This is a genomic window from Streptomyces sp. NPDC006372, from assembly GCF_040612515.1.
Taxonomy (GTDB): Bacteria; Actinomycetota; Actinomycetes; order Streptomycetales; family Streptomycetaceae; genus Streptomyces.
In genome coordinates this window covers 25,724-49,548 of sequence record NZ_JBEXQJ010000015.1, presented here as the reverse complement: position 1 = coordinate 49,548, position 23,825 = coordinate 25,724, and the positions used below count along the sequence as shown (strand labels likewise).

General features: G+C 69.4%; 19 protein-coding genes and 2 pseudogenes. 9 read left to right on the top strand and 12 right to left on the bottom strand.

What is annotated here, in order from left to right; all coding sequences use genetic code 11:
* Positions 1 to 396 precede the first annotated feature (396 nt).
* From ABZ016_RS22245 to ABZ016_RS22225, 5 genes are all read left to right on the top strand, one after another.
* Positions 397 to 1,335, top strand: a complete 939-nt coding sequence (locus ABZ016_RS22245) for an alpha/beta hydrolase (protein ID WP_356918379.1) — start codon at positions 397 to 399, stop codon at positions 1,333 to 1,335.
* Positions 1,336 to 1,358: 23 nt separating this feature from the next.
* The gene (locus ABZ016_RS22240; protein WP_356918378.1) at positions 1,359 to 2,231 is read left to right on the top strand and encodes a hypothetical protein; all 873 of its coding nucleotides are present in this window, start codon (positions 1,359 to 1,361) and stop codon (positions 2,229 to 2,231) included.
* Positions 2,231 to 3,496, top strand: coding sequence for a DNA cytosine methyltransferase (locus ABZ016_RS22235; protein ID WP_356918499.1), 1,266 nt, complete (start codon positions 2,231 to 2,233; stop codon positions 3,494 to 3,496). Before ABZ016_RS22240 ends, ABZ016_RS22235 begins: the two co-directional genes overlap by 1 nt.
* Positions 3,496 to 4,623, top strand: coding sequence for a DnaB-like helicase N-terminal domain-containing protein (locus tag ABZ016_RS22230; protein ID WP_356918377.1), 1,128 nt, complete (start codon positions 3,496 to 3,498; stop codon positions 4,621 to 4,623). The genes ABZ016_RS22235 and ABZ016_RS22230 overlap by 1 nt, the downstream gene beginning before the upstream one ends.
* Positions 4,624 to 4,687: 64 nt before the next feature.
* Positions 4,688 to 4,876 carry a hypothetical protein gene (locus ABZ016_RS22225; RefSeq protein WP_356918376.1) on the top strand — a complete coding sequence of 63 codons (189 nt, stop codon included), beginning with the start codon at positions 4,688 to 4,690 and terminating at the stop codon, positions 4,874 to 4,876.
* 679 nt (positions 4,877 to 5,555) lie between these two features.
* Here ABZ016_RS22225 and ABZ016_RS22220 read toward each other — a convergent pair.
* Positions 5,556 to 6,176, bottom strand: coding sequence for a TetR family transcriptional regulator (locus ABZ016_RS22220; protein ID WP_356918375.1), 621 nt, complete (start codon positions 6,174 to 6,176; stop codon positions 5,556 to 5,558).
* Positions 6,177 to 6,330: 154 nt separating this feature from the next.
* Between ABZ016_RS22220 and ABZ016_RS22215 the strand changes: the two genes are divergently transcribed.
* Positions 6,331 to 7,890, top strand: a complete 1,560-nt coding sequence (locus ABZ016_RS22215; protein WP_356918374.1) for an MDR family MFS transporter — start codon at positions 6,331 to 6,333, stop codon at positions 7,888 to 7,890.
* Between the two features lie 46 nt (positions 7,891 to 7,936).
* Positions 7,937 to 9,118, top strand: a complete 1,182-nt coding sequence (locus ABZ016_RS22210) for an NAD(P)/FAD-dependent oxidoreductase (RefSeq protein ID WP_356918373.1) — start codon at positions 7,937 to 7,939, stop codon at positions 9,116 to 9,118.
* Positions 9,119 to 9,306: 188 nt separating this feature from the next.
* Here the strand turns inward: ABZ016_RS22210 and ABZ016_RS22205 are convergent, their stop codons facing one another.
* Positions 9,307 to 10,497, bottom strand: a complete 1,191-nt coding sequence (locus tag ABZ016_RS22205; RefSeq protein WP_356918372.1) for an IS110 family transposase — start codon at positions 10,495 to 10,497, stop codon at positions 9,307 to 9,309.
* A 324-nt stretch (positions 10,498 to 10,821) separates the two neighbouring features.
* Between ABZ016_RS22205 and ABZ016_RS22200 the strand changes: the two genes are divergently transcribed.
* Positions 10,822 to 11,898 (top strand): DUF317 domain-containing protein, encoded by a 1,077-nt coding sequence (locus tag ABZ016_RS22200; RefSeq protein ID WP_356918371.1) that lies wholly within the window; start codon positions 10,822 to 10,824, stop codon positions 11,896 to 11,898.
* 24 nt (positions 11,899 to 11,922) lie between these two features.
* Positions 11,923 to 12,241 (top strand): annotated as a pseudogene (locus ABZ016_RS22195) (transposase); the annotation flags it as partial.
* Positions 12,242 to 12,399: 158 nt separating this feature from the next.
* Here ABZ016_RS22195 and ABZ016_RS22190 read toward each other — a convergent pair.
* From ABZ016_RS22190 to ABZ016_RS22145, 10 genes and pseudogenes are all read right to left on the bottom strand, one after another.
* On the bottom strand, positions 12,400 to 12,624 hold the full coding sequence (locus tag ABZ016_RS22190; RefSeq protein WP_356918370.1) for a hypothetical protein: 225 nt from the start codon (positions 12,622 to 12,624) through the stop codon (positions 12,400 to 12,402).
* A 209-nt stretch (positions 12,625 to 12,833) separates the two neighbouring features.
* Positions 12,834 to 15,005: an MMPL family transporter gene (locus ABZ016_RS22185; protein ID WP_356918369.1), complete on the bottom strand. Its 2,172-nt coding sequence runs from the start codon at positions 15,003 to 15,005 to the stop codon at positions 12,834 to 12,836.
* Positions 15,006 to 15,148: 143 nt separating this feature from the next.
* Positions 15,149 to 15,556, bottom strand: a complete 408-nt coding sequence (locus ABZ016_RS22180; protein ID WP_356918368.1) for a DUF302 domain-containing protein — start codon at positions 15,554 to 15,556, stop codon at positions 15,149 to 15,151.
* Between the two features lie 397 nt (positions 15,557 to 15,953).
* Complete coding sequence (locus ABZ016_RS22175; RefSeq protein WP_356918367.1) at positions 15,954 to 16,241, bottom strand: metal-sensitive transcriptional regulator; 288 nt, start codon at positions 16,239 to 16,241, stop codon at positions 15,954 to 15,956.
* Positions 16,242 to 16,356: 115 nt separating this feature from the next.
* The gene (locus ABZ016_RS22170; protein ID WP_356918366.1) at positions 16,357 to 17,100 is read right to left on the bottom strand and encodes a sulfite exporter TauE/SafE family protein; all 744 of its coding nucleotides are present in this window, start codon (positions 17,098 to 17,100) and stop codon (positions 16,357 to 16,359) included.
* On the bottom strand, positions 17,097 to 17,477 hold the full coding sequence (locus ABZ016_RS22165; protein WP_356918365.1) for a rhodanese-like domain-containing protein: 381 nt from the start codon (positions 17,475 to 17,477) through the stop codon (positions 17,097 to 17,099). The genes ABZ016_RS22170 and ABZ016_RS22165 overlap by 4 nt, the downstream gene beginning before the upstream one ends.
* Positions 17,478 to 17,531: 54 nt before the next feature.
* Positions 17,532 to 18,905, bottom strand: a complete 1,374-nt coding sequence (locus tag ABZ016_RS22160) for an MBL fold metallo-hydrolase (RefSeq protein ID WP_356918364.1) — start codon at positions 18,903 to 18,905, stop codon at positions 17,532 to 17,534.
* 144 nt (positions 18,906 to 19,049) lie between these two features.
* Positions 19,050 to 20,170, bottom strand: a pseudogene (locus ABZ016_RS22155) (histidine kinase).
* Positions 20,171 to 20,750: 580 nt separating this feature from the next.
* A complete protein-coding gene (locus ABZ016_RS22150; RefSeq protein ID WP_356918363.1) occupies positions 20,751 to 22,505 on the bottom strand; it encodes a DUF5605 domain-containing protein in 1,755 nt (584 codons plus the stop codon).
* Positions 22,506 to 22,552: 47 nt separating this feature from the next.
* Entirely contained in the window at positions 22,553 to 23,770 is a 1,218-nt protein-coding gene (locus ABZ016_RS22145) for an MFS transporter (protein ID WP_356918362.1), read from the bottom strand.
* Between the last annotated feature and the right edge of the window lie 55 nt (positions 23,771 to 23,825).

Here is a 23,825-nt window from a genome sequence, read left to right as displayed (position 1 = left end):
GCCCTGGAACGCAAGGGCCTGGCCTACCGCGACCGCACCGCCGACCCCGCGTCTCTCATCGGTCAGCGCCTGGCACTGACCCACAAGGGACTGGCCGTCCTTAACCACCTCTCCCGCGCCACATACCCCTCCTCGGCGACCCAACTCTGGCCCCCCCGCCGCCGCATTTCACCACACGCCCCAGCGCCCCAGACGTGCGCGCACCCCGTGCCTGTCGCCGCTGACGGCCCGCGCACCTCAAGCCCTCTGCTCGGCATCCGCCGGCCCCGGCCCGTGCCCAGCCGCAGGCGGGCCGAACCTCCGTCGCCGCCAGCGCGACGTGGACGGCGCACGGCTGCCCCCTACTGATCCCCCTTCCGGAGTCCCTCTGTGCTCAATCCGTGTCCTGCCACGGAGGTGTTGTCGGTCTCCGCCGCCGACGGCACTCCCCTGTCCGTCTACCGCGACATCCCAGCCCGCCTGCGGCCCGTCGGCCCAACGATCGTGCTGGTGCATGGCGCGTCGGTCACCGCGGACCTGTGGCGCCTTCACACCCGGCACCTGACCGGCCTGGGCTTCAACGTGCTGCGCTACGACCAGCGCGCGCACGGCCGCACCCCGCGCGGCCAAGCACCGCTGACCATCGAGCAGCTCGCCGACGACCTGCACCACATCCTGCGCGCCCTCGCCCCCACCGGGCCTCTGGTGCTCGCCGGCCATTCCCTGGGCGCCCTCGTCCTCCAGGAACTTGCCGCCCTGCACCCCCAGCTCCTGCCGCGGATCCGGGGCATGGTGCTGCTGTCGGCCACCGCCCACGGCGCGAGCGTGCTGCCCGGCCGCAGCCCGCGCGCCCTGCTGCTGGCCGCCGGGCGCAGCCTGTTCGCCCTGACCTGCACCCACGCGCCCCAGGCCGTGGACTGGGCACGACGCCTGCTGCCCGACATGCACCGTTACACCCTCGCCTCCCGCCGCAGCACCGGACCGGAGAACGGGCCGCCGCCGCGCCGCCACGGCGTACGCCACACTCCCACGGCCGATCTCGCAGCGCTCTGGCAGTCCCTGCGCCGCTACCAGGCGAGCCACCTGCCCGTGCTGGAGCAGCTCGGCGGTCGGCTGCTGTTAATGGCCGGCGCGGACGACCAGCACATCCCCGCCGCCCACACCACACAGCTGGCCGACCGTCTGTGCGGCGCCCGCCTGGAGATCCTCCCGCGCACCACGCACGCCCTGCCCATCCGCCACCCGGCACTCATCAGCGCCCGCATCGCCCACCTCGCCGCCGGGCCACACCCCCGCTCTCCCCTCTCCAAGGACCTGTCATTTCCGAACTTCCCGCTTTCCGAGGAATTTCACTAGGCGCCGGGATTCAGTCCAGCGCTATGCTCGCCCTGTCAGCCGAAGGAATTCTCCCGAAGGTCGACTACGCGATTTTCGCCGACACGGGCTGGGAGCCCGGGGCCGTCTATGCGCACCTGGACCGCCTGGAACGTGAGATAGCCGAACCCGCAGGTATACCCGTTCTGCGCGTCTCCTCCGGCAACATTCGCAAGGACGCCCTGGACCCGGACCACCGCTTCGCGTCCATGCCGCTCTACGTCCTCAACAAGGATGGCAGACCCGGTATGACCCGGCGCCAGTGTACCGGGGAATACAAAATAAAGCCGATCAAGAAGAAGGTCCGGGAACTCCTCGGCTACCCCTATCCGGCGCGCATTCCCAAGGGCGTGTTCGTCGAGCAATGGGTGGGCATTTCCACCGATGAATTCCATCGGGCCAAGGACGCCGATGTTAAGTACATGCGCAACCGGCATCCGCTCATCGACATGGGCTGGTCGCGATCCGACTGCTTGCGCTACCTGACCTCGCTCGGACTGGCCGACACGCCAAAGTCGAGCTGCCTCGGGTGCCCGTTTTACGGAAACGCCCAATGGCGGCATATCCGCGATAACTCCCCTGAGGAATGGCAGGACGTGGTGGAGTGCGATGCGGCCATCCGTAAGGGGAACGCCCGCGCCAACGCCACCGGCAACAGGCTGCTCGGTGAGGCGTTTCTCCACCGCTCCCGCGTCCCTCTCAGCGAAGCCCCGATCGACCACGTCACCGCCGCCGAATGGGCGGCGATGCAGCAGGAACTCACCGACGCCGAAACAGACTTGGAGGAACTGGAGCAGGGCGTCATCGACGGTTGTTCCCCGTGGGCCTGCCGCGGTGAAGTCGAGCCGGTGCGGGACGACTTCGGACTGGCCTCTTGATCACCCTGGACCTGTTTGCGGGGCCGGGTGGATGGAGCCACGCGCTGAACGTCCTCGGCGTCCGGGATGTCGGGCTGGAATGGGACGAGTGGGCCTGCATGACCCGCGCGGCAGCAGGTCAGTTGACCATTCGCACGGACGTGGCCATGTATCCCGTCCGGCCTTTCCTCGGACGCACGGTCGGGCTCATCGCGAGCCCGCCGTGTCAGGCGTGGTCGATGGCCGGCAAGCGCCTCGGCCTGGTCGACCAGCCCCTGGTGCACCAGGCCGTCGCGGATCTCGCCGCCGGCCACGACACCCGCGCCAAGCTGCTCGCCTCCTGCCAGGACGCGCGCAGCCTGCTGGCCGCCGAGCCCATGCGCTACCTGAACGCCCTGAACACGGCAGGCGAACCGGAGTGGGTCGCCATGGAGGAGGTCCCCGACGTTCTGCCGCTATGGCGCCAGTACGCGGCGATCCTCCGCCGCTGGGGTTTCTCCGTATGGACCGGCATCCTCAACGCCGCCGACTACGGCGTACCCCAGACACGAAAGCGCGCCATCCTGCTCGCCTCCCGCGTCCGTACGGCCGAACCACCCACGCCCACCCACGCCCGAGTCACCGAGCCCGATTCACTGTTCGGGCCGGGCCGCACCCGCTGGGTGTCCATGGCCGAAGCCCTCGGCTGGGGCGCCACCGACCGCCCCGTCCCCACCGTGTGCGCCGGCGGCGGACCAGGAGGCGGCCCCGAACCCTTCCCCTCCGGCTCACGCAAGACCCTCTCCGACGCCCGCGATCGCAGCACCTGGGCACCCCGCGTCGGCGCGGAGATCGTCCGCGCCTCCCGGCGCGAAGGGACGGGCTGGGCCACGCGCCCCGGAGAAAACCGTTCGACCACCGCCCCGGCTCCCACATTCACCGCCGAGGCACACCGCTGGTCCTGGTCCCTGCGCAGCAACAACCAGGCCAACGCCACCTTCAGATCAATCGAGGAGCCGGCCGGGACGCTGTTCTTCGGTCACCGCGCGAACGAGTGCACCTGGATCGCCGAACCCGTCGGCACCCAGCCGAACAACGAAACGGCAGCCGCGCCGGAGCCGATCCGGATCACCGCACGCGAAGCCGGCATCCTCCAGACCTTCCCCGCCCACTACCCGTGGCAGGGCAACAAGGGCCAGCAGTTCTCCCAGATCGGCAACGCCGTACCCCCGCTGCTCGCCGGCCACCTCCTCGCCCCGCACCTGCGCGTGCCCCTCAACCCCGACGACTTCACCCTGGCAGCCTGATGCCCCGCACCCCCGCCCCCGACGAACCCGAGGACGACCTCGACGACCTGCCCGACACGCATCCGCCCCAGCCCGTGTACTACGCCGAGCAGGCCCTGCTCGGCGCCCTCCTCCTCGAACCCCACCGCCTCACCGACATCGCCGGGATCGAGCCCGACTCGTTCTCCAACTACGCGCACGGCGCCCTGTTCGCCGCAATCCGCGCCCTGCCGGCCCCCGACCCGAACCAGCACACCAAGGACACCACCTGGCTGAACGCGGTACTCACCGCCGCCCGCGAGCACGCTCGCGGGCTGACCGCCTCCTACCTGCACACCCTGGTCCAGGTCTGCCCGTGGCCCAAGCACGCATCCGCGTACGCACGGATGATCGAAACCGAGCATGCCCGCCGTACCCTGCGCGCCCACGCCGAGCGCCTCGCGCTGACCGCGACGGACGTCACGCTCCTGCACCCGGTGCCCACCACCCTCGCCGAAGCCGACGCCCTCGCCCGCGCCGTGGACGACATCGCCGCCAGGTTCCCGTCACACTCCGGCTCCCTGCCCCGCACCCCCGCACCCCCGTCGGCAACCAACTCCGACAACGATGAGGAATCCGTCGATGAGGAGCGGCTGCTGCTCGCGACCGCGACGGCGCACCCTGCTGACGTCGAGCAGATGCGGTGGCTGACCGCCGACGACTTCACCCACCCTCTGCACGCCGGTCTGTGGCAGTGCCTGACCGCTCTGGCCCGGCGCCGTGCCCCCGTCGACCCGGTCACCGTCCTGTGGGAGGCCCAGCAGCGCGGCCTCCTCGCATCCGGGGCCGAACCGGCAGAGCTGCTCGACCTCCTCGGAGCACCAGCCGGTTCCGCTGAGTACTGGGGCGAGCGGATCCTCCAGCGCTCCGTCCTCGCGACCGCGCATCACGTGGCCCTGCGCATCGAAGCGTTCACCGACGATCCGGCGACCACGCCGTACCAGCTCATCCTCGGCAGCCGCCGCGCGCTCGCCGACCTGTCCGCCGCACGCGCCCGCTGGCACCACGCCACCTCACCCGCACCCACGACCACCCGCACCAGGACCACGGCACCGCCCCGGGCCAGCCCGCCACGGACCACGGCGCCACCCACCCGTATCTCCCGCTGACCCCGACCCCGCCGGTGGCCGGGCCTCCAACGGCCCGGCCACCGGCAGAAGCGAGCACCCCTTCGTGACGTCCCCCTCCGCCGACGCGTATGTCCGCCTCGACACCCACCCCACGCACACCAGCGCCGTGACCGCCACGATCACAGGCCCCGGACAGGAGCCGGCCCGCGCTCTGCTGGCCGCCCGCGGCTTCGAGGCCCTCGACGAAGACACCCTGGTCATGGCCCGCATCGACCACGAAGAGTCTCAATGACCGAGTCAAGTCCGGAGTTGAGGTTCCCTCTCCTGCTCGTCGGCCGTCTTGTAGGCAACAGTGCGAGCATGAGAGGCCCGGCTTGAGGCGGCGAAGACCGTGTTGGGAGCAATTGTCATTCCTGAAGGGGTGGTCCTCGTCAAGGGTGCTGCTTCTGCGGGCTGTTGGTGGTGTTCGGACACGTCGGGTCGGGATGGTGAGCGAGCAGTACCTCGAGCTGCGACTGGCTGAGCAGATGAACCACGAGAGCGCGGACGCAAGTAGTGGTGGCTGCGGACCGGCTGGAGGCCGGGCTCGCAGGGCAGGTAGTGAAGGGCTGCCTGTGCGGCACTGCCCAAGCACAGGCTGTAGTGAGTAGTACACCGCCGGGGCAGCGCGTACGCGGCGCTTGAGGCCAAGCTGACATAGGACCTACAGGTCGGGCCAGCCTCGGCGCAGGTGGGTGAAGGCGGCATCCAGAGAGGCGCGGGCATCCTCGCCGGTACCGACGAGGTCGGGTGGTCCAAGGGCGTAGCGGGCCAGGATGCGCACTTCCGGATCTCGCAACTCACGTCCGCTCTCGTCGGCGATGACATGGTGAGGGCGTAGGCGTACAGCGCCGGTGTGTTGGTGATCAGATCCAGCCTGGGGCGGCGTCCCTCGTCTCTCCCACGCCTGACGAACTTCTCGTCGAGCAAGGTTAGGGCCACGGTACATGCGAGCCGCCAGAGTCGAGCGGCTCACCGTGCGCCGTTTTCCAGCCATGTTCGAGCAGGTCGAAGATCTCGTCCAGAGCGCGCCGGGGATCCTCGCGTCCGTGGACCAGGCTGGGGCTTTCCATGACGAAGCGGGCCAGGGCCGCGACGCGGACGTCGCCTTCGGGGGCGCCCGTGGCTTCGGTGATGGCGGCTGCCAGAGCGGTCTCGTGCCGCCGCCACATCCGGTGCAGGTACTCCTGCAGGGCCGGTGTCTCGTCCACCAGTTTCATCATGGCGGTGAACTCCGGTGGGTCGCCGCGAAACGCCATGCGCGTCTGCATCAGGTGGTCCCGGAGCGCATCGAGGACCGACTGGCCGGGCGCTCGATCACGAACGGCGGCGACCAGGGCGGCTTCCCTGCCCTCGTCCTCGTCGAAGATCAGGGCCTCCTTGCTCGGGAAGTGCTTGAAGAGCGTGGTCACTGCCACGTCCGCCTCCTCGGCCACATCCCTGACGCCCACGTTGTCGTAACCGCGCTCGGTGAACAGCCGCATCGCGGCGTCCGACAGCGCCTTGCGGGTCTGGGCCTTCTTGCGCTCCCGGCGTCCCATGGTCTCGGTCATGCCTGGCAGTCTACCGCCGCAGGCAATCCGATCCATAAGGCTATCGGTTGCACTTTTTTATCGGGTTGTGTTTCTCTGGTTGAGGCAAGAGCGGACGAGCTTCGCCGTGACTGCTTCTACGACCCCTCCCACTCCGCGAAAGGAGTGATCAGCCATGTCCACCGACCCCACTGCGCCCCCGGCGGCCGAACCGTCCGCAACCCCGAACCGCATCCGCATCACCATGCTCGGGATCATGCTGGCGATGCTGCTGGCGATGCTCGACAACGCCATCGTCGGCACCTCGATGCCGACGATCGTCGGTGACCTCGGCGGCCTCGCCCACATCTCCTGGGTCGTCACCGCCTACACGCTCGCCACCGCAGCCTCCACCCCCGTCTGGGGCAAGCTCGGAGACCTGTACGGCCGCAAGCACGTCTTCCTCGCCTCGACCGGCGTCTTCCTGATCGGCTCGGTCCTGTCCGGGGCCTCGCAGTCGATGTCCCAGCTGATCGCCTTCCGGGCGATCCAGGGCCTGGGCGCCGGTGGCATCACGGCGCTCTCCTTCGCGCTGATCGGCACCCTGGTGCCGCCCCGGGAACGGGGCCGCTACCAGGGCATGAACGCAGCGGTCATCGCCATCGGCACCATCGGCGGCCCGCTCATCGGCGGCCTCATCGCCGACCACCTCGGCTGGCGCTGGGCCTTCTACATCAACATCCCGCTCGGGCTCATGGCCCTGGCCTGGTCCGCGATCATGCTGAAACTGCCCGCCACCCGCACCAAGGCCCAGATCGACTGGCCGGGCATCGCCCTGATGACCACGACGATCAGCGCGATCGTGCTGGCCGCCACCTGGGCCGGCACGCAGTACGCCTGGGGCTCCTGGCAGATCCTGTCGCTGTTCGCGGTCGCGGTGATCGGTCTGGCCCTGTTCATCGCCTCGCAACGGCGGGCCGTCGAGCCGGTCCTTCCGCTGCGGATATTCAGCGACCGCAACTTCGTCCTGTCCTGCGTGATGATCTTCGGGGCCGGCGCGGTCATGTTCGGCGCCACGCTCTATCTGCCCCTGTTCCAGCAGAGCGTGCAGGGCGCCTCGGCCACCAACTCCGGCCTGCTGCTGATGCCGATGATGATCCCGATCGCCCTGGTCTCCACCATCGCCGGCAAGGCCATGTCCCGCACCGGCAAGTACAAGATCTTCCCCGTCCTGGGCGCCGGCCTCCTCGCCGTCGGCACCGGCCTGCTCGCCACCATGGACACCGACACCTCCCGCACCACCGCCGGCCTCTACATGGCGCTCGTCGGCATCGGACTCGGCTTCCTCCTCCAGATGACGACGACCATCGCGCAGAACAGCGTCGAGATGCGCGACATGGGCGTGGCCTCCGCGGGCGTCACGCTCTTCCGCACCATCGGCGGTTCCCTGGGCGTCGCCATCTTCGGTTCCCTGTTCACCCACGCGACGGCAGGCCACCTGCCCGCCACCACCGGCTCCGACTCGGGGGAAGCCACGCAGATCAGCGCCTCGGCGCTGGCCCAGCTGCCCGCCCAGACCAAGGACGCCTACCTGGAATCCGTCGCCTCCGGCACCCAGCACATCTTCCTGCTCGCCGCGTGCCTGTGCGCCACCGCCTTCGTGGCCGCGCTCTTCATCAAGGAGATCCCGCTGCGCGGCAAGCCCACCACCCCGAGGCCGGCGGCCGAGCAGGCACCGGCTTCTCAGACCGCCTGACCCAGACAGACCCTCCGCACCACCTGAACCTGAACGGAGCATCACCTTGAGCACCACCACCCCCCGCATCGCCATCGTCGGAGGCGGCCTCGGCGGCCTCACCCTCGCCCGCGTCCTGCAAGTCCGCGGCATCAAGGCCACCCTCTACGAGGCCGACGCCGCCCGCGACGCCCGCCCCAGCCAGGGCGGCACCCTCGACATGCACCCGGAGTCCGGGCAGCGCGCGCTGCAGGAAGCCGGCCTCACCGCCGAGTTCCTCGCCGCCGTCCGCCCCGAAGGTCAGGACATGAAGCTCTTCGACAAGCACGGCACGCTGCTGCGCGAACAGACCGCCCAGGAAGACGACATGGACCGGCCCGAGATCGACCGGGGCACCCTGCGCGACATCCTGATGGACTCCGTCGACCCGGACTCGATCCAGTGGGGCAAGTACCTCACCGAGGCCGTGCCCCTGACGGACGGCCGGCACGAACTGCACTTCGCCGACGGAACCGTTGAGACCTGCGACCTGCTGGTCGGAGCCGACGGCGCCTGGTCACACGTCCGCCCCCTGATCACCGACGCCAAGCCGGAACACAGCGGCGTCAACTTCCTCGAACTCGGCATCACGGACGTGGACCGCACCCAGCCCGCCCTCGCCGAACTCGTCGGCCGCGGCAGCCTGTACGCGCTGGGCGACAACAAGGGCATCATGCCGCAGCGCAACGGCGACGGCCGCATCCGCACCTACGTCGCCTTCCGCACCCCCGCGGACTGGCTGACCACGTCCGGCATCCCCTTCGACCGCCCGGACGAGGCCCGCACCGCGATCCTGGAGTACTTCACCGACTGGGCGCCGCAGCTGACCGACCTCATCCGCTACTGCGACGACACGATCCTGCCCCGCCCGATCATGCAGCTCCCCGTCGGCCTGACCTGGGAGAGCAAGCCGGGCGTCACCCTCATCGGCGACGCCGCCCACCTCATGTCCCCCTTCGCCGGGGCCGGAGCCAACCTCGCCATGATCGACGGGGCCGAACTCGCCCTCGCCATAGTGAACAACCCCGGCAATCCGGCGGCGGCGATCGAGGCGTACGAGAAGGCGATGCACGAGTACGTGCTGCCGCAGGCCCAGATGGCCTCGCATCACCTCGACCTCATGATCTCCCCCGACGGTGACCAGCAGATGCTGGCCCTGATCGAACAATTCGACGCCGCGGCTGCCGAGGGCCCCGACACCGACCGGTAAAACCTGCTGACGGCAACCCACCCGACACCGACAAGAGCAGCACCCCAAGCCCGGCCCCCGGCATCGCCAACGCAGAGGGCCGGGCTCGAAGGACGGATTCCTGCTGTGGTCGCCGGGCAGCGCTTCGAGTTAGCCCTGCCGCTCAGCACGGCCTGTATCGGTGGCCGGCCCATAGGTGACCGCGGCGGTCACCCTGGCGGTATGGGGGTGAACAGCCGGTTGTCGCGTAGGAGCGCCCACAGGACACCGGCACGTCGGCGGGCGAGCGCGATGACGGCTTGAACATGCTTGCAGCCCTCGTTGCGCTTTTTGAGGTAGAAGTCCCGGTTCGGTCCTTCGCGGATGATGCTGGTCTGCGCGGACATGTAGAACACGCGTCGCAGGCGTCGGCTATAGCGCTTGGGACGGTGCAGGTTGCCAGTTCGGCGACCTGAGTCCTTCGCCACGGGCACCAGCCCGGCCGCGGAGGCCAGATGGCCGGCGTCCGCGTAAGCCGACAGGTCGCCAGCGGCCACAATGAACTCTGCACCAAGTACTGGGCCCATACCGGGCAATGATTCGATGATCTGCGCCTGCGGGTGGCTGCGGAATGTCTCCCCGATCTTCCGGTCGACGCGCTTGAGCCGGTCGTCCAAGGTCAGGACCTGCGCCGCCAGATCGGCGACAATCTGCGAGGCCATATCTTCGCCGGGCAGCGACGTGAACTGAGCCTGGGCAGCCTCCAGCGCGGTGGCGGCAACCAAGTCGGCGCTACGGACGCCGCGGTTGGCGAGCCATGCCGTCAGCCTGGCCCGGCCCCGGCGGCGGATCTCGGCGGGAACCTGATACCCGGTCAGAAGGACAAGGGCGCCCTTATGGCCTGAGTAATCGAAGGCCCGCTCCAGGGCAGGGAAGACACCACTGAGCACGTCACGCAGCCGATTGATCATCCTTACGCGGTCGGCAACCAGATCCGACCGATGAGCGGTCAGCAGGGCGAGATCGGCGCACAGCTGGGCAGGCACCCCGATGGTGTCAAAGTCCTGGCGATGACGGACGGTTTCGGCGATTACGTAGGCGTCGCGGGCGTCGGTCTTGGCCTCTCCCCGGTAGGCGCCAGCCATGCGGTTGACCGTGCGGCCAGGCACGTAGACGGCCTGCTGACCATGGGCGGCGAGCAGGGCCAGCAGCAAGGCGGAAGCCGTGCCGGAGATGTCCATCGCCCAGCGGATTTCATCCGCTAGCTCCAGGATCTCGCCGAGGGCCGTGAGGATGGCTGTCTCATCGTTGTCGATCTTCTTCGACCACAGGGTCGCGCCAGTTTCGTCGACCACTGCTGCCCAGTGATGGCCCTTGCCAGCGTCGATCCCACACCAGGCTTGGCCAGGTCGCTTGCTCACTCAACTGCTCCTCGTTGTTCCACACAGCATGCCGTGGGCCCGAGGAACACCCCGCTGTCCGCTCCGTAAACAGCGACCGCACACGCGCGCACATCTCAATCAGCAGTCAGGGCGCCCCAGAGAGCCGGATGGCCACTCCTCGCAAGCCACTGCTGGCAGGCCCTACTCAGCCGCATCCGGCCCTCTCGGACCGCCTAACAACTTACGGAGCCCTACTGGGCCGAGAAGGCCGCACAGGCCCTGACCGCAGACGGCTTCACCACGGAGATCACCCCCCAGCTCCGCGAAGCGATCGACGAGGAGTGGACCTGGGCCAACTACCCGATGCCCTGGTGTACCCGGGCGGAGATCCGGGAGGTCTCCAACGAAGCCCAGAAGATCCACGACGACATCCGCCACGGCCGACTCATCATCCACGCCCACGCCGACGACAGCGGCACCACCGTCGCCGTCGGCACCTACCGCGACACGGGCAAGAGCGTCTACCTCCACGGCGAGAACCACCTGCGGCAGATCGCCGACACCTTCGATTCACCCGCAAAGGCCCTAACAGCCTTCGAACGCCTCCACCACGACACCATGCGACCCGGCCCCGCCCCCATGACCGACACCGAGCGCGCCGCCGGTGAAGCCCGCACCTCGCTCGGCACACCGGCCACAGGACCCCAATCGCCTGCCCAGCCACTGGAGATCGTGCCCGCGTACGCCGCCGATGCCGGCGACCATGACACCCTCCTCGATCAGTTTCTCGCCGAACAGGGCGACTGGGAGAAGTGGCGCACCTGGACCGACGACACCACCCACGCCATCCACGAATCACAAACCCTGCGGGTCGAACGCGTCCACGAGGCCGAGCCCCGCGAGATGGCCTGGACCGTCGCCGCCTACGAAACCCCCGTCTCCGACCGGATGTGGCACCTCACCGCGACCGGCACCACCCCCACCCCCGTGCTCCAGACCCTGCTGCACCACCTCGCCGAAGGCGACGGGTGGGACACCGCCATCGGTAGCCCCGTCACCGAGAAGACCGTCACCGTCGCCACGAAGCCCCTCACTGACGCCGGATGGAAGCACACCATCGACGGACGCTGGATCCGCTGGATGACCCCGTCCGGGGACGCTGGCATCCAGTTCGACACTTTCGCCGCCCAGCAGCCGAACAGCACGCTCGTCACCTGGGCCCTCTGGGCCCGCCCCAGCATCGACCGCCCAACCTGGAACGTCACGGCATCCCCCTATACCCCCAGCTCGCTGCTGGCCGACCTCGCCGAGAACCTCGCGCATGGCACCGGAATCCGGACGCACACCCCCGTGAAGGTGAAGCCCACTGTGCACCTCACCACCACCCCCACGGCGCCACCTCCGACAGCAGCCACGGCGCAGCCCAGCCGACCCCGCTGACGGGACTTGACCGAACGCGTGTTGTCTCTCCTGCCGCTACCGCCCATCAGCCCCCGTCGTGGCCGCCGACGCCGACGGCCCGGGAAACTGCACGGAGACAATGGCTACGGCTACCAGCACCTACGACGCTGACTGTCACCCCGAGGCATCCGGCACCGCATCGCCCGCAAGGGCATCGAGTCCTCCCAACGACTGGGACGGCACCGCTGGATCGTGGAGCGAACCGTGTCCTGGCTGTCCGGCTGTCGGCGACTCCACCGCCGCTACGAGCGCAAGCCCGAGCACTTCCTGGCCTTCACAGATCGCCGCGACCCTCGTATGCCACCGCAGACTCACCAACTGAAATGGCCAAGCTCGAGCCGCCGGGCCCGGGTGCGTCGGCCTCCGTCCCCTGGAGGCCCGGCGCGGTCTGGGGCCACTGCCGCTTCAGTGGCCCCGGTCAGCGGGCAGCAGCCGGAGCTGTGAAGATGACCGTCCCGCTGTCATCGGTCCGCTGCGAGTTCAGCGGATGGGCAGGGGCCGTACGACCGACTGGTCGTCCGGCGAGGCAACCTTGTGGCTGAGCTTCTCGCCCTCGACGTTGATATTCGGCAGCAGCCGCTCCAGCCACCGCGGCAGGTACCACACCTTGTCACCCAGGAGCGACAACACGGCCAGCACCGACGTCAGCCCCGGCCGAAGAAGCGCTTCCAGATGTTTCCGGCGGATGTCTCCTGCTGAGGGCACATACAGCGTTGGGACTTGGGGACCCCGGCCAGCACCTGTTCGACGTGCATGCCGCAGCCGCGGTAGGTGATTCCCTGGCATGTCCGGCAGACCGCTCGCTGGCACATGGGACTTCTCCTTCTTCGACGTAAGAGTTCTTCAGGGTTCTTCGGTGGTTCGAGAGCGGGGAGGTCGCCCGGGCCCTGTTCCGGACCACCTCCCCGGTCACCTCAGCCGTGGCTGAAGTGGATGTCGGGCAGGATGCGCCTCAGCCAGGCAGGCGTGTGCCAGGCGGCGCGGCCGGTGAGGCGGAGCAGGACCGGCAGCAGCACGAGGCGGACCAGGGCGGCGTCCAGCAGGACCGCGATGCCGAGGACGATGCCCATCTCCTTCGGCGGCAGGGGCCCGGAGAGGGCGAAGGTGAAGAAGACGGCGACCATGACGGCCGCAGCAGCGAAGATGACGCGTCCCGAGTGGCCGAGCGCGGCCACCGCGGCGGTGCGTGGGTCGCCCGTCTTCTCGTAGTGCTCCTTGGCCGTGGACAGCAGGAAAACCGTGTAGTCCATGGCGATCGCGAAGATCATGGCGAAGAAGAACACCGGCGCCCAGCCGTCCAGGAAGCCCTGGGAGGTGAAGCCGAGCAGATCGGCGCCGTGGCCGTCCTGGAAGATGAGCCGGGCCGCGCCGAAGGCCGCGGCGGTGGCGAGCAGGTTGGTGAGGGTGCCGATCAGCGCCACCAGCGGTGCCTGGAGGGCCACGAGGAGCAGCAGGAAGCCGAGGGCCAGGACGACGCCCATGACGAGCGGGGTCTTGTCGTCGAGGGTGGTCTGCAGGTCGAGGTTCTCGACGGCTGCGCCGCCCACGAGAGCGCTGCTCGGCAGGTCTCGGCGTAGCGCGTCGACGGTCTTCTCCAGGCCTGGGTCGGACGGGTCCACCGTGGGCACGGCCTGGATGAGCGAGAGGGAGCTGCCGTCCGCGGCCGGCTGGGCCGGCATCACGCCCGCGATGCCCTTGTTCGCAGCGAGTTCCTTCGCGGTCCGGTCGGCCTCGGCGGTCGGGGTGACGACCTGCAGGGTGCCGGGGGCGCCGTCGCCGAACGCCTTCTGGACGGCCTCGTATCCGACGCGCGAGGAGTCCTTCTCCGGAACGACGGTGATGGAGGGCATCGCGGTGCGCAGGCCGATCACCGGTGCGGCGAGTGCGACGAGGATGAGCAGGGCGGGAAGGCCGTAGCGCAGGGGGTGGCGCCAGAGACGCTCGCCCCAGGCGGTGAAGCGCGGCGAGGAGCCGTCGCCGGTGGCCGCGGCGCGGGCGATGGGCAAGGACGCCGCGTTGACACGGCTTCCCAGGCGGCCCAGGACGGCGGGCAGCAGGGTCAGGGTGGCGGCCAGGACGAAGACGACGGCGAGCATGATGCCCAGTGCCATGGACCGGAAGGCCGGAGCGGGTACGAGCATCACGGCCGACAGGCTGACCAGGACGGTGAGCCCGGACAGGGCCACGGCCTTGCCCGCGGTGTCCATGGTCTCGGCGACGGCGCGGACAGGGTTGCCGTGCCGGGCGAGGGCGGCGCGGAAGCGGACGACGAGGAAGAGGGCGTAGTCGATACCGAGCGCGAGGGCGAACATCATGGCGAAGTTCATCGCCCAGATCGATGTCGGTGTCGCGTGGTTGAGCAGGACCAGAGCGCCCGCGGAGGCGGCGAGCCCGGCGATGGTCAGCAGCAGCGGCAGCCCTGCGGCCACCAGCGAGCCGAAGGCCAGCACGAGGATGGCCATCGTCACCGGCCAGGACACCATCTCCGAGTGCATCATGGCGTCGTGGTTGGCGGTGTTGAAGTCGCTCCACATCACCGACGATCCGGTGGCGCTGACCTCGATGCCGTCGCCAGACAGCTCGGACAGCGGCTTCTTGAGGTCGTCGGCGGCCCGGACCATGTCGTTCGTGTCGGCGCCGGCCCCGGCGAGCAGGACGGCCGCCTTGCCGTCACGGCTGATGGTCGCGCCCGCCTGAGGCTGTACGACGGTCGAGATGCGTGAGTCGTGCTCCAGCAGAGCGGTCGCCTCGGCGATCACCTTCCGCACCGAGGGGTCGGACACCTGCTTGTCGGCGGTGACGACGACCTGGAGTGCGGAGGAGGCGTTGCCTCCGAAGTGCTTCTGCGCGAGTTCGCGCACCGTCACCGACTCCGACCCGTTGGCCTGCCATCCGGCCCCGGCCAGCGCCGAGGTCACCTGCGGCGCGAAAGCTCCAAGGCCGACCACCAGGACGAACCACAGCACCAGTACGAGGCGCAGGCGTGTGGTGGCCCAGACGCCGAGGCGCCCCAGCACGCCGGGCAAGATTGCCGGCGGCTCGGCGGAGGAGTCCGCTGCTTCCCGTGTGGATTGGGCAGTGGTCATGCTCAGTTCCCTTTCGTCTACCCGGAGGGGTGGTTTTCCTTCACTGACTACTAAATACCCCTGGGGGTATTTGAAAGCGATGCGTCTGCCCAGGAAGAGGTGCAGCAGAGGGCACGCACCGGAACCCGGACGGCTACGGGCCGCTACGCGAACCTGTCCTGCACTGCGGCCAGCACGGCGTCAAGGCGGCCGGCCGCTTCTTCGGCGACCGCGGCGAGTGCGCCGTCACCTGTCAAGGTCACCAACATGTTCGGCTCCACAGCCTGGACGAGCACGCCGTCACCATCGACGCGGACGACGACGTTGCACGGCAGGAGCAGCCCCACGCTCCGGTCGGCTTCGAGCGCCCGACGGGCCAAGGGAGGGCTGCAGGCACCCAGGATGACGTAGTCCTCCATGTCGTGACCGAGCTTGGCCTTGAGAGTGCCTTGGACATCGATCTCGGTCAGCACCCCGAACCCCTGGGCGCTCAGCTCTTCCCGCACCGCGGCGACGGCCGTCGCGAAGTCGGCCGCCACGTGGGCGGTACGGCCATATGACGGGTCTGGCATTCGACTCTCCTGCTACTCACTGCCGATGGCGCTTGCATACCCACGGGGGTATTGATGTGATCAGAATATACCCCCGGGGGTACTCCTCGGCGACTATATACCCCCTGGGGTAATTATTCGAGTGGGCCACTGCGCTCTTCGTCGACACCCAGGGACTGGTCAACCGCACCCCGCGGTCGGCGGCAACACGCAGAGGCCGGCACCGGGCTCGCATTGGGCCCCTTCATGACCCGGCGGACCGTCGACACACACGCAGGCTTGCACCCGAGCCGCCCGTGAAGCGCCTTCACCGTCACGGACCGGGGCCGCGACGCTTCAATGAGTCATCGTCCTGACCCGACAAAAAGGGCGCGTCCGCCGTGTACGGGCATAGCGGACGCGCCCCAGTCAAGCCCCCTCAGGCCAGCGACAGGAACAGCTTCTCCAGCCTGGCGCGCATCTGGCCCTGGTCCTTTCCACCGCCCGCACCGCTCTCCGCGTCCACGATGCACTGCTGCAGACCGGTTGCGATGATGGCGAAGCCAGCCCGGTCGAGCGCGCGAGAAGCAGCGGCAAGCTGCGTGACGACGTCCTCACAGTCACGGCCTTCCTCGATCATCCGGATCACCCCGGAGATCTGCCCCTGCGCCCGGCGCAGCCGGTTCAGCACCGAGCGCAACTCGTCGCCCGCCAGCTCAAGCTCCATTGAATACTCCTCCCAAATACCCCCAGGGGTAACTATACGGTAAGTCTCTCCCGCGTCCGGGGCCCCGGGCGTCGTCTGGATGTCTTCCGCCGCCCGTCCGGTTGATCGGCGTGCATCACACCAGCGCGTCGATCAGCATGGCGGTCGCAACCGCCAGCAGCACGAACGCGAAGGTCCGCTGGAGCGCGCTCCCGGAGACCTTCGCGGCCAGGCGCTTGCCGTCCCACGCGCCGAGGACGGCGGCCCCGGCGAAGGGGGCGATGACGGCCCAGTCCAGTCCGTCGGCCGTGCCGGCGCGCATAGCGAGGGCGGCCAGGGAGTTGAGGGATATGACCAGCAGGCTGGTGCCCACCGCCTCTCGCATCCGCAGCCCGAGCACTGCGAACAGGGCGGGTACGGCGAGGAAGCCGCCGCCGACGCCGAGCACCCCGGTGACCGCGCCGAGGCCGGCGCCGGCGCCGGCGACACTGCCCGGCCGCACATGTCCGGGGCCTCCCGTCGGCCGGGGGCGCAGCATGCGCACTGCGGCCGATGCCGCGACGACGGCGAAGGCGCCGGTCAGTACGGCTGGCGGAAGCCGTGCCGCGACGGCGCCGCCGAGCATGGCTGGCCCGATGCCGGCCGCCGCGAACAGCAGCCCGGTGCGCCAGCGGACGTTGCCGTCGCGGGCGTGTGCGGGCAGCGCGGTGGCCGAGGTGACCGAGACGATGACCAGGCTGGCCGTGGTGGCCGCGACCGGTGTGAAGTGCAGGAGGTAGATCAGGACAGGGACGGCCAGGACGCTGCCGCCGCCCCCGAGCGCTCCGAGCGCCAGGCCGATGACGGCCCCGGCGACCAGGGCGAGTATCAGAGCACTCACGCGACGGTGCCGTCCTCGCCCAGCGCGTCCACCACAGGCAGTCCGGCCCGTATCCAGTCCTGCATCCCGCCGATCACGTCGACGGCTTCGACCCCTTGCGCGCTCAGCAGTTCGGCGGCCCGCCGGGAGCGGTTGCCGGAGCGGCAGATGACGATCAGGAGCCGCGCCTGAGCCTCGGCGGGCAGGCCGGCTCCGGCCGTCAGCGCCGACAGAGACAGGTGCACGGCCCGGGGAGCGTGGCCCGCCTGCCACTCCTGCGGTTCGCGGACATCCAGCAGTACGGCGTCACCGCTGTCCGCTTCAGCACCGCTGTGACCTGTGCGCGCGGCCGCCTGCTGCACCGTGACCCGGTCGTGAGGACCGTCCAACACGCTCATCGAAAATCTCCACTCCTCATCAATTCGACATGGACCGACGCGGCGCATTCGCCGTCAGGCGTTGCGGACGAGGAGTCCCGCCTTGTTCGCGTTGTCGTAGGAGTCGTCCACGGCGACGACGGCGCGGCCCGCTGCGTCCAGCAGGGATGCGGCGATGGCGGCACGCATCCCGCCGGCGCAGTGCACCCACACCTCGCCCGGAGGAATCTCGTCGAGCCGACAGTGCAGGCTGTGCAGAGGAATATGGAGTGATCCCTCGATGAAACCGCCGGCTCGTTCGGAGGCACGGCGGACATCGAGGACGACCACGTCGTCGCCACGCCGCTCCGCGAGGTCGGCGAAAGTGGCGCGAGGGAAGGCCGCCAGGCCTTCACCCTCCCGTACCCAGTCCGTCGGTTCGCCGACGGCCGCGGCGGCAGGCCGGTCGATGCCGACCCGGACGAGTTCCCGCTGAGCGCCGGCCAGTTGCTCGGCCGACGCCGCTAGCAGGGTGACCGGCTTGCCCCACGGGATCAACCAGGCGAGGTACGTGGCGAGTTGTCCCTCGGCCTCGAAATTGAACGAGCCCGAGACATGCCCCGCGGCGAAGGCGATCCGACTGCGCAAGTCCACCACCCACTCTCCGGCGGCCAGCCGGGCGGCGATCTCGTCGGCGTCAGCCAGGGCGGGCGCGGTGAGGTCGACGGGCGCGGGACCGGCGGCGTTGGCCGGGCCCATGTACGCGTAGTACGCGGGGACATCGCCCAGACCCGCGAGCAGGCCGGCGACGAAGGTGTCGACGTTCCTGGTGAGCGCCTCGTTGGAGGCCCTCTCCTTTCCGATGGTCGAGGCGTTGCCGTCGGCCTCGCCGGCGGAGCAGAAGCTGCCGAAGCCATGGGTGGGCAACACGGCTGCCTCGTCCGGGAGTTCGGCGGCGAGCCGGTGGGCGGAAGCGTGCTGAGCGCGGGCCAGCCGTTCGGTCAGGCGCGGCTCGACCAGGTCGGGGCGGCCGACGGTTCCGATGAGCAGCGAACCGCCGGTGAACACCGCGACCGCCGCCCCGTTCTCCTCCAGGACGTATGACGAGTGGTGCGGGGTGTGGCCGGGGGTGGCCATCACTCGCAGGGTCAGTCCGGCGGCGCCGTCGGTGTCGTCGACGGACACGCTGTCCCCGTCACGCACGGGTGTCCGCTCGAACGAGACGCGGGCATCGGCGGGCACCAGGTAGGCGGCACCCGTGATCCTCGACAGCTCCAGCCCGCCGCTCACGTAGTCGTTGTGGACGTGCGTCTCGACGACGTGGGATATCCGCACCCCGCGCCGGGCCGCCGCGGCGAGCACCTGGTCGATGTCGCGTGGCGGGTCGACGGCCACGGCGGCACGCTCGCCGCCGGCGAGGTAGCTGCGGTTGCCGAGGCCCGCCACCTCGATGGTGTCAATGAAGAACACGCCGGACACTCCTTCCTACGAAATTTACCCCCCGGGGTATGTTCCGGACCTTAGCATAGTTACCCCAGGGGGTATTTTTCGAAGCAGAGAAGACCTGGTCGGACGGGTATGGCCATTCCCGTCGGTGGACCGCCGCCAGGAGTCCTATCGCGCCGTCGGCAGCAGGGCGACGACTTCCCAGCCCTCGTCCGGGCGGGGCCGGCGTGGATTTCGCCGCCGAGGGCACCGACACGTTCGGTGAGGCCGACAATGCCGAAGCCGCCACCCCGCGCGGCGTAAGGCATCTGGGTGCCGCCCCGGCCGTCGTCGCGCACGGTGACCAGGAGTGCGCGGTCCTGGTGCGTCAGGGTGACCGTCACCTCGGTGGCGTCGGCCGCGTGACGGCGGATGTTCGTGAGCGCCTCCTGGACGACACGGTGGGCGGCCGCCTGGATCTCGTGGGGCGGATCCGCAGGCACCGAGGGGTCGCGGCGCAGGACGGCTTCCGGTCCGACGGGACCGCCGAATCCCGCCACCAGGTCCGCGAGCGCCTCAAGGTCGCCCACCGGACGGCGGTCCGCGCTCTGGGAGTCGACGGTGCCCTGCGGGTTGTCGCGGAGGATGCCGACCGTACGGCGCATCGAGGCGAGGGCCTCGGTTGCGGCGTTCTCGATGCCGGCCAGGACCGGATCTAGGCGGTCGGGCTCGGTGGTGGCCATCATGCGGGCCATCTGTGTCTGGACCAGGATGCCGGTGACGTGGTGGGCGACGAAGTCGTGCAGGTCCGCTGCCATGGCGAGACGTTCGGCGCGGCGGGTCTCGGTGACCGCGGCGCCGCGGCGATGGTCGAGCGTGCGCAGATATCCGCCGAGTCCGGCGATGATGCCGACCAGCAGCGCGAGGACCAGCATGATCCCGAACAGGCTGTCGTCGTAGGCGTCTGCCTCGTACAGGCGCAACGGCTGACCGATGGCAGCCGCCCCGTTCAGTACCGCGCACCCGGCCGCCCATCCCGGCGGGCAGGTGCGGACGGCGATCAGGAGCAGGCAAAGCAGAATCGCCGTCTCACCGAGGCCAAACTGCTCGGGACCGAACAACTCCCCGCGGCCGAACAGGAGGGTGCGGACCGTCAGCACCGCGGAGAGGAGAGCGGGTACGGCGGTGCGCAGTTGGGGGGTGAGCCAGACGGGCCGCCTCGTGGGCGGCCAGAGAACCGCGGCCAGGCCGGGCGACAGCACCAGCAGGACGGGCCAGACGCTGCCGTGGTTGGCCTCCGCGACGAACAGGTCCGTGAGGGCCAGCAAGATCAGGGCGGCGATGCCCGCCGCGCGCGGGCAGCTCTGCTGGCGGGTGCGGCGTGCGCTGCGGTCATCGGGCGCGTGTACGAGATTCACGCCGCCCACCGTATGGAGGAGCCGGTCCCCCGTGGATCGGTCGATCGGCTGCCCCTGTGCGGTGGAAGGGGCCCGGGCAGTGGCCGTTCGGCCGAGGTGCGGGGTGACGCGGGCGGCGAGAGTGAGGACGGGATCACAGCCGCGGCTTCAGGAGGCACGGTATGCAGCGCAAGTCCATGATCGTCATCGGCGTCACGGCAGCTGCCGTCCTCGGCGCCTGGACCGCCCCACCCACGCGATGAGCGGTACCGTAGGTGTCCTGTCCGGGCGGGCTCACGGCGGCCGAGACCACGATGACCTTGTACCGCGACGAGGCACGGCAGGCGGCTCGAGATCCCGGTGCGCGTCGTCAAGGCCGCCGACTTCACGTCCATCACCTGGAAGTTCGACCGAAGTACACGTCCACCACCGCGCTCGCCGGGGTGGACGTAGAGGTCGGCGAGCGCGAGTCGCTCAACTCGTCAGCGCCCTGTCACTCCTCCCAAGCGCGCAGTCGCAGTGCGAGGTAGGAGCGGCCTGGCAGGGGCACCGTGAACGTCCCCTCGTAGACATCCGGAAGCTCCGTGACGGCCATGTTCCAAGTGTCGATGATGTCGGCCCGCACACGCACACCGTCCGGCAGTGTGAAGGTGCGGCGCCGGGGCTGCATCACGCCGAAGTAGGCGAGAAAGTAGCTCCCCTCGACACCACCGATGGGAAGATCGAAGTCGGACAACGGCAGCGGGTCGATACCTGCGGCATCAGAAGGAGTCTGTTCGAGAATCGTCCGCAGGAACTCCAGTCGGGGCACGCTCTCACCCTTGAGAGTTCCCCCCTTCGACCACCACAGGACGTCGTCCTCGGCGAGGAAGCACTCGCCGTGGGTGACGTATCCGCCCCGCACGACCCCCTCCCAGCAGCGGCGGACAAGCTCCTGCGGGCTGTTGCTGCCCCAGCCCCACTCGATGTCGCCCTCATAACCGAGCTCGTCGACGGTCACGGGCTTGCCCCAGAGCTCGCGCCACTCGCGGACCCCGTCCGGCAAGCGCTGGATGCTGGCGTGGGTGACCCAATCCGCATTGTTGTCCCACAGCTCCACCCAGTTGTGCACGCTCATCAGGTGGCCGTGCGGATCACGGGCTCGGATGACCGAGGCGAAGCGGTGCCAGTCGTCGGTGTTCTTCGACCAGAGAAGGTCGTATTCGTTGGCCAGCGACCACCACACGTTGGCATGGGCGGCGAGGCGGGAGACGACGTACCGCAGATAGCGGTCGTCGGCGGCCGGACTCATCGCGGAGAAGCCCCAGCGATCGTAGGGGTGGAAGAGAATGAGGTCGGCCTGGATGCCGAGCGCGCCGAGCTCGGTGATCCGCCGCTCCAGATGCCGGAAGTAGGCGGGGTTGGGTCGTTGGAAGTCCCAGCCCTTCTCGGGTGAACCCTCGAAGGGGTAGAGCGGCGGTTCGTCCAAGTTGTGGATGTAGGACTTGGGGAAGACGCACATGCGGATCTTGTTGAAGGGGCTGCCCGCGAGGGAGCGGAGGGTCTGTTCCTCCACCTCGTCACCCTGATGTGTCCAGGCGTACGCGGTGGTTCCCAGTGGCAGGAACCGGGTGCCGTCAGCGTGGCGGAAGTGGGCACCTTCGTGGACGCGGACCGGGCCGTGGTCGCCGGGGCCGGCGGGCCCGCAGTGGAAGGTGCCGGTGATCGAGTCCAGCGAGCGGGCGTTGCTGAACGTACGGAATGTCCAGACGCCTTCCTCGTCCGGCAGGAGCCGGATGCGATAGACGCCCTCGCCGTCGTAGAAGCCGTGCGCGGTCAACGTGCGCTCGCCACAGGTGAATTCGGCCCGCACTGCAACGTCCGTGAAGGGGTTGCCGTGGCCCGGGCCGTGAAGCTCCAGCTCATAGGCCGACCACCGGGTGGCGGTTTCCTCGGCCACTGAGCGCGCGCTGCCGACCGGGACATCATCCGCCTCGTAATTCGCAGCCGGAACGACCTCCACGTCTGTGACGGGCAACGGGGCGAGCGTTGCCTCCTCGAGAGTGGCCAGTTCGGCGAAGAGCGCTTTCCGTGCTGCGGGGTCACTCCGGATCCCCGTCATGAAGGTCGTGACCTGGTGGAGGGTGCCGTGCCAGAACTGCACGCGCACGGGGTCGTCGTCCAGTCCGGGCATGTACCTGCGGACCAGTGCGGCGGCCCGCTGATCGCGCAAAACCTCGCCGAGGACGGAGGAAGGGCCATATGGCATGAGGGACTCCAGGAGGATCGGGAGTGGAGGTGAACGGGAGGAGCGACTCAAGCGGAGTTTCTGGTGTCGGCGTGGTCGACCGCTTCCGGCTCCGTGGATCGACGTGATCGGCGGCTGAGCACGGGCCACGGCTCGCAGAGCAGGGCTGCGAGAAGGGCCGCGGCACATGCCACCACCAACGGCGCCCGGGCACCGTACTCAGTGACCAGAATGCCGCTGAGTGCGGTGCCAAGAGCGTTACCGGCGGCAACCGAACTGTTCATCCAGCCGAACGCCTCGGTCGCGGACTCGGATGGTGCCAGTGACGACAGTCGTTCGAACAGCCGGGACATCGCCGGGGCCAGCGTGAATCCCCAGCAGAACACCAGCACCGTCAGCACGCGCTCATCGGGTGCGAACAGCAACGTGGCCAGACCCGCGGCCACGAACACCATCAGGTGCCGAAGGCCCGCCCGATGGCGTGTCAGCGACCCATAGATCAGGCCCCCGAGGAGCGAACCGAGACTCCCGGCCGCCAGGACGAACCCGGCGTCCGTGGACACCTGCGAGCCGCTCGCCAGAGCGACCGCGCCGATGGCCTGGCAGCCGAGCGCCCCGTAGAGCAGGGCTCCGGACACCAGGACGCGGAGGATGCCGGGAGCGCGCAGGACGGTGCGGCGGGGCCTGGTGTGGGTTGCAGTATTGCGGCCGGCGTCGGCGTTGCGGTCCTGCACGTATCCCAGGGTTCCGAGGAACACGAGCGCACCACAGGCCCCTACTGCGAGTCGGGGCCCGCCGAGCACCGCGAGCATCGCGGTGGCGGGCGGGCCGAGTACGAAGGTCAGTTCCTGCAACGTCGACTCGAGGGCGAAGACGGTGCGGCGCCGGTCCTCGCCGACGAGTACGGGCAGCGCCGCTCTCACCGACGCCGTCATCGGAGGTGTGCACAGCCCGCACAGGAACGAGAGACCAGTCAGCAGGGCCGGTTGCGGCGGTGCCAGGACCAGCGCGCCCATGGTGAACGCGTTGAAAACCGCGGTGACAGTGAGCACTCGGCGGCGGCCATGGGCATCGGCCCACCGGCTGAGGACCGGCCCTGAGATGAAGCCTCCCACCACACCGGCCGTCGACACCACGCCGGCCACGGCGTAGGTAGCGTGCTCGGTCGTGAGCATCAACAGAGCCAGGCCGGTCATGCCCTGGTTGAGGCGGCCGATGACCGAGGTCGCGAGCAGCCAGGGCACCGACGGCGTGCGCAGCAGGTCCCGGTAGGCGGATGCCGGCATCGTCAACCGCCCGTGACTTCGAGCAAGTCCCCAGTGGCCAAGTCCATCCAGCCGA

Coding starts and splice junctions, on each gene's coding strand:
- ABZ016_RS22150 (WP_356918363.1), bottom strand. CDS start 22,505: ATGCCATATGGCCCTTCCTCCGTCCTCGGCGAGGTTTTGCGCGATCAG.
- ABZ016_RS22200 (WP_356918371.1), top strand. CDS start 10,822: ATGCCCTGGTGTACCCGGGCGGAGATCCGGGAGGTCTCCAACGAAGCC.
- ABZ016_RS22220 (WP_356918375.1), bottom strand. CDS start 6,176: ATGACCGAGACCATGGGACGCCGGGAGCGCAAGAAGGCCCAGACCCGC.
- ABZ016_RS22240 (WP_356918378.1), top strand. CDS start 1,359: ATGCTCGCCCTGTCAGCCGAAGGAATTCTCCCGAAGGTCGACTACGCG.
- ABZ016_RS22185 (WP_356918369.1), bottom strand. CDS start 15,005: ATGACCACTGCCCAATCCACACGGGAAGCAGCGGACTCCTCCGCCGAG.
- ABZ016_RS22165 (WP_356918365.1), bottom strand. CDS start 17,477: ATGAGCGTGTTGGACGGTCCTCACGACCGGGTCACGGTGCAGCAGGCG.
- ABZ016_RS22230 (WP_356918377.1), top strand. CDS start 3,496: ATGCCCCGCACCCCCGCCCCCGACGAACCCGAGGACGACCTCGACGAC.
- ABZ016_RS22145 (WP_356918362.1), bottom strand. CDS start 23,770: ATGCCGGCATCCGCCTACCGGGACCTGCTGCGCACGCCGTCGGTGCCC.
- ABZ016_RS22180 (WP_356918368.1), bottom strand. CDS start 15,556: ATGCCAGACCCGTCATATGGCCGTACCGCCCACGTGGCGGCCGACTTC.
- ABZ016_RS22175 (WP_356918367.1), bottom strand. CDS start 16,241: ATGGAGCTTGAGCTGGCGGGCGACGAGTTGCGCTCGGTGCTGAACCGG.
- ABZ016_RS22215 (WP_356918374.1), top strand. CDS start 6,331: ATGTCCACCGACCCCACTGCGCCCCCGGCGGCCGAACCGTCCGCAACC.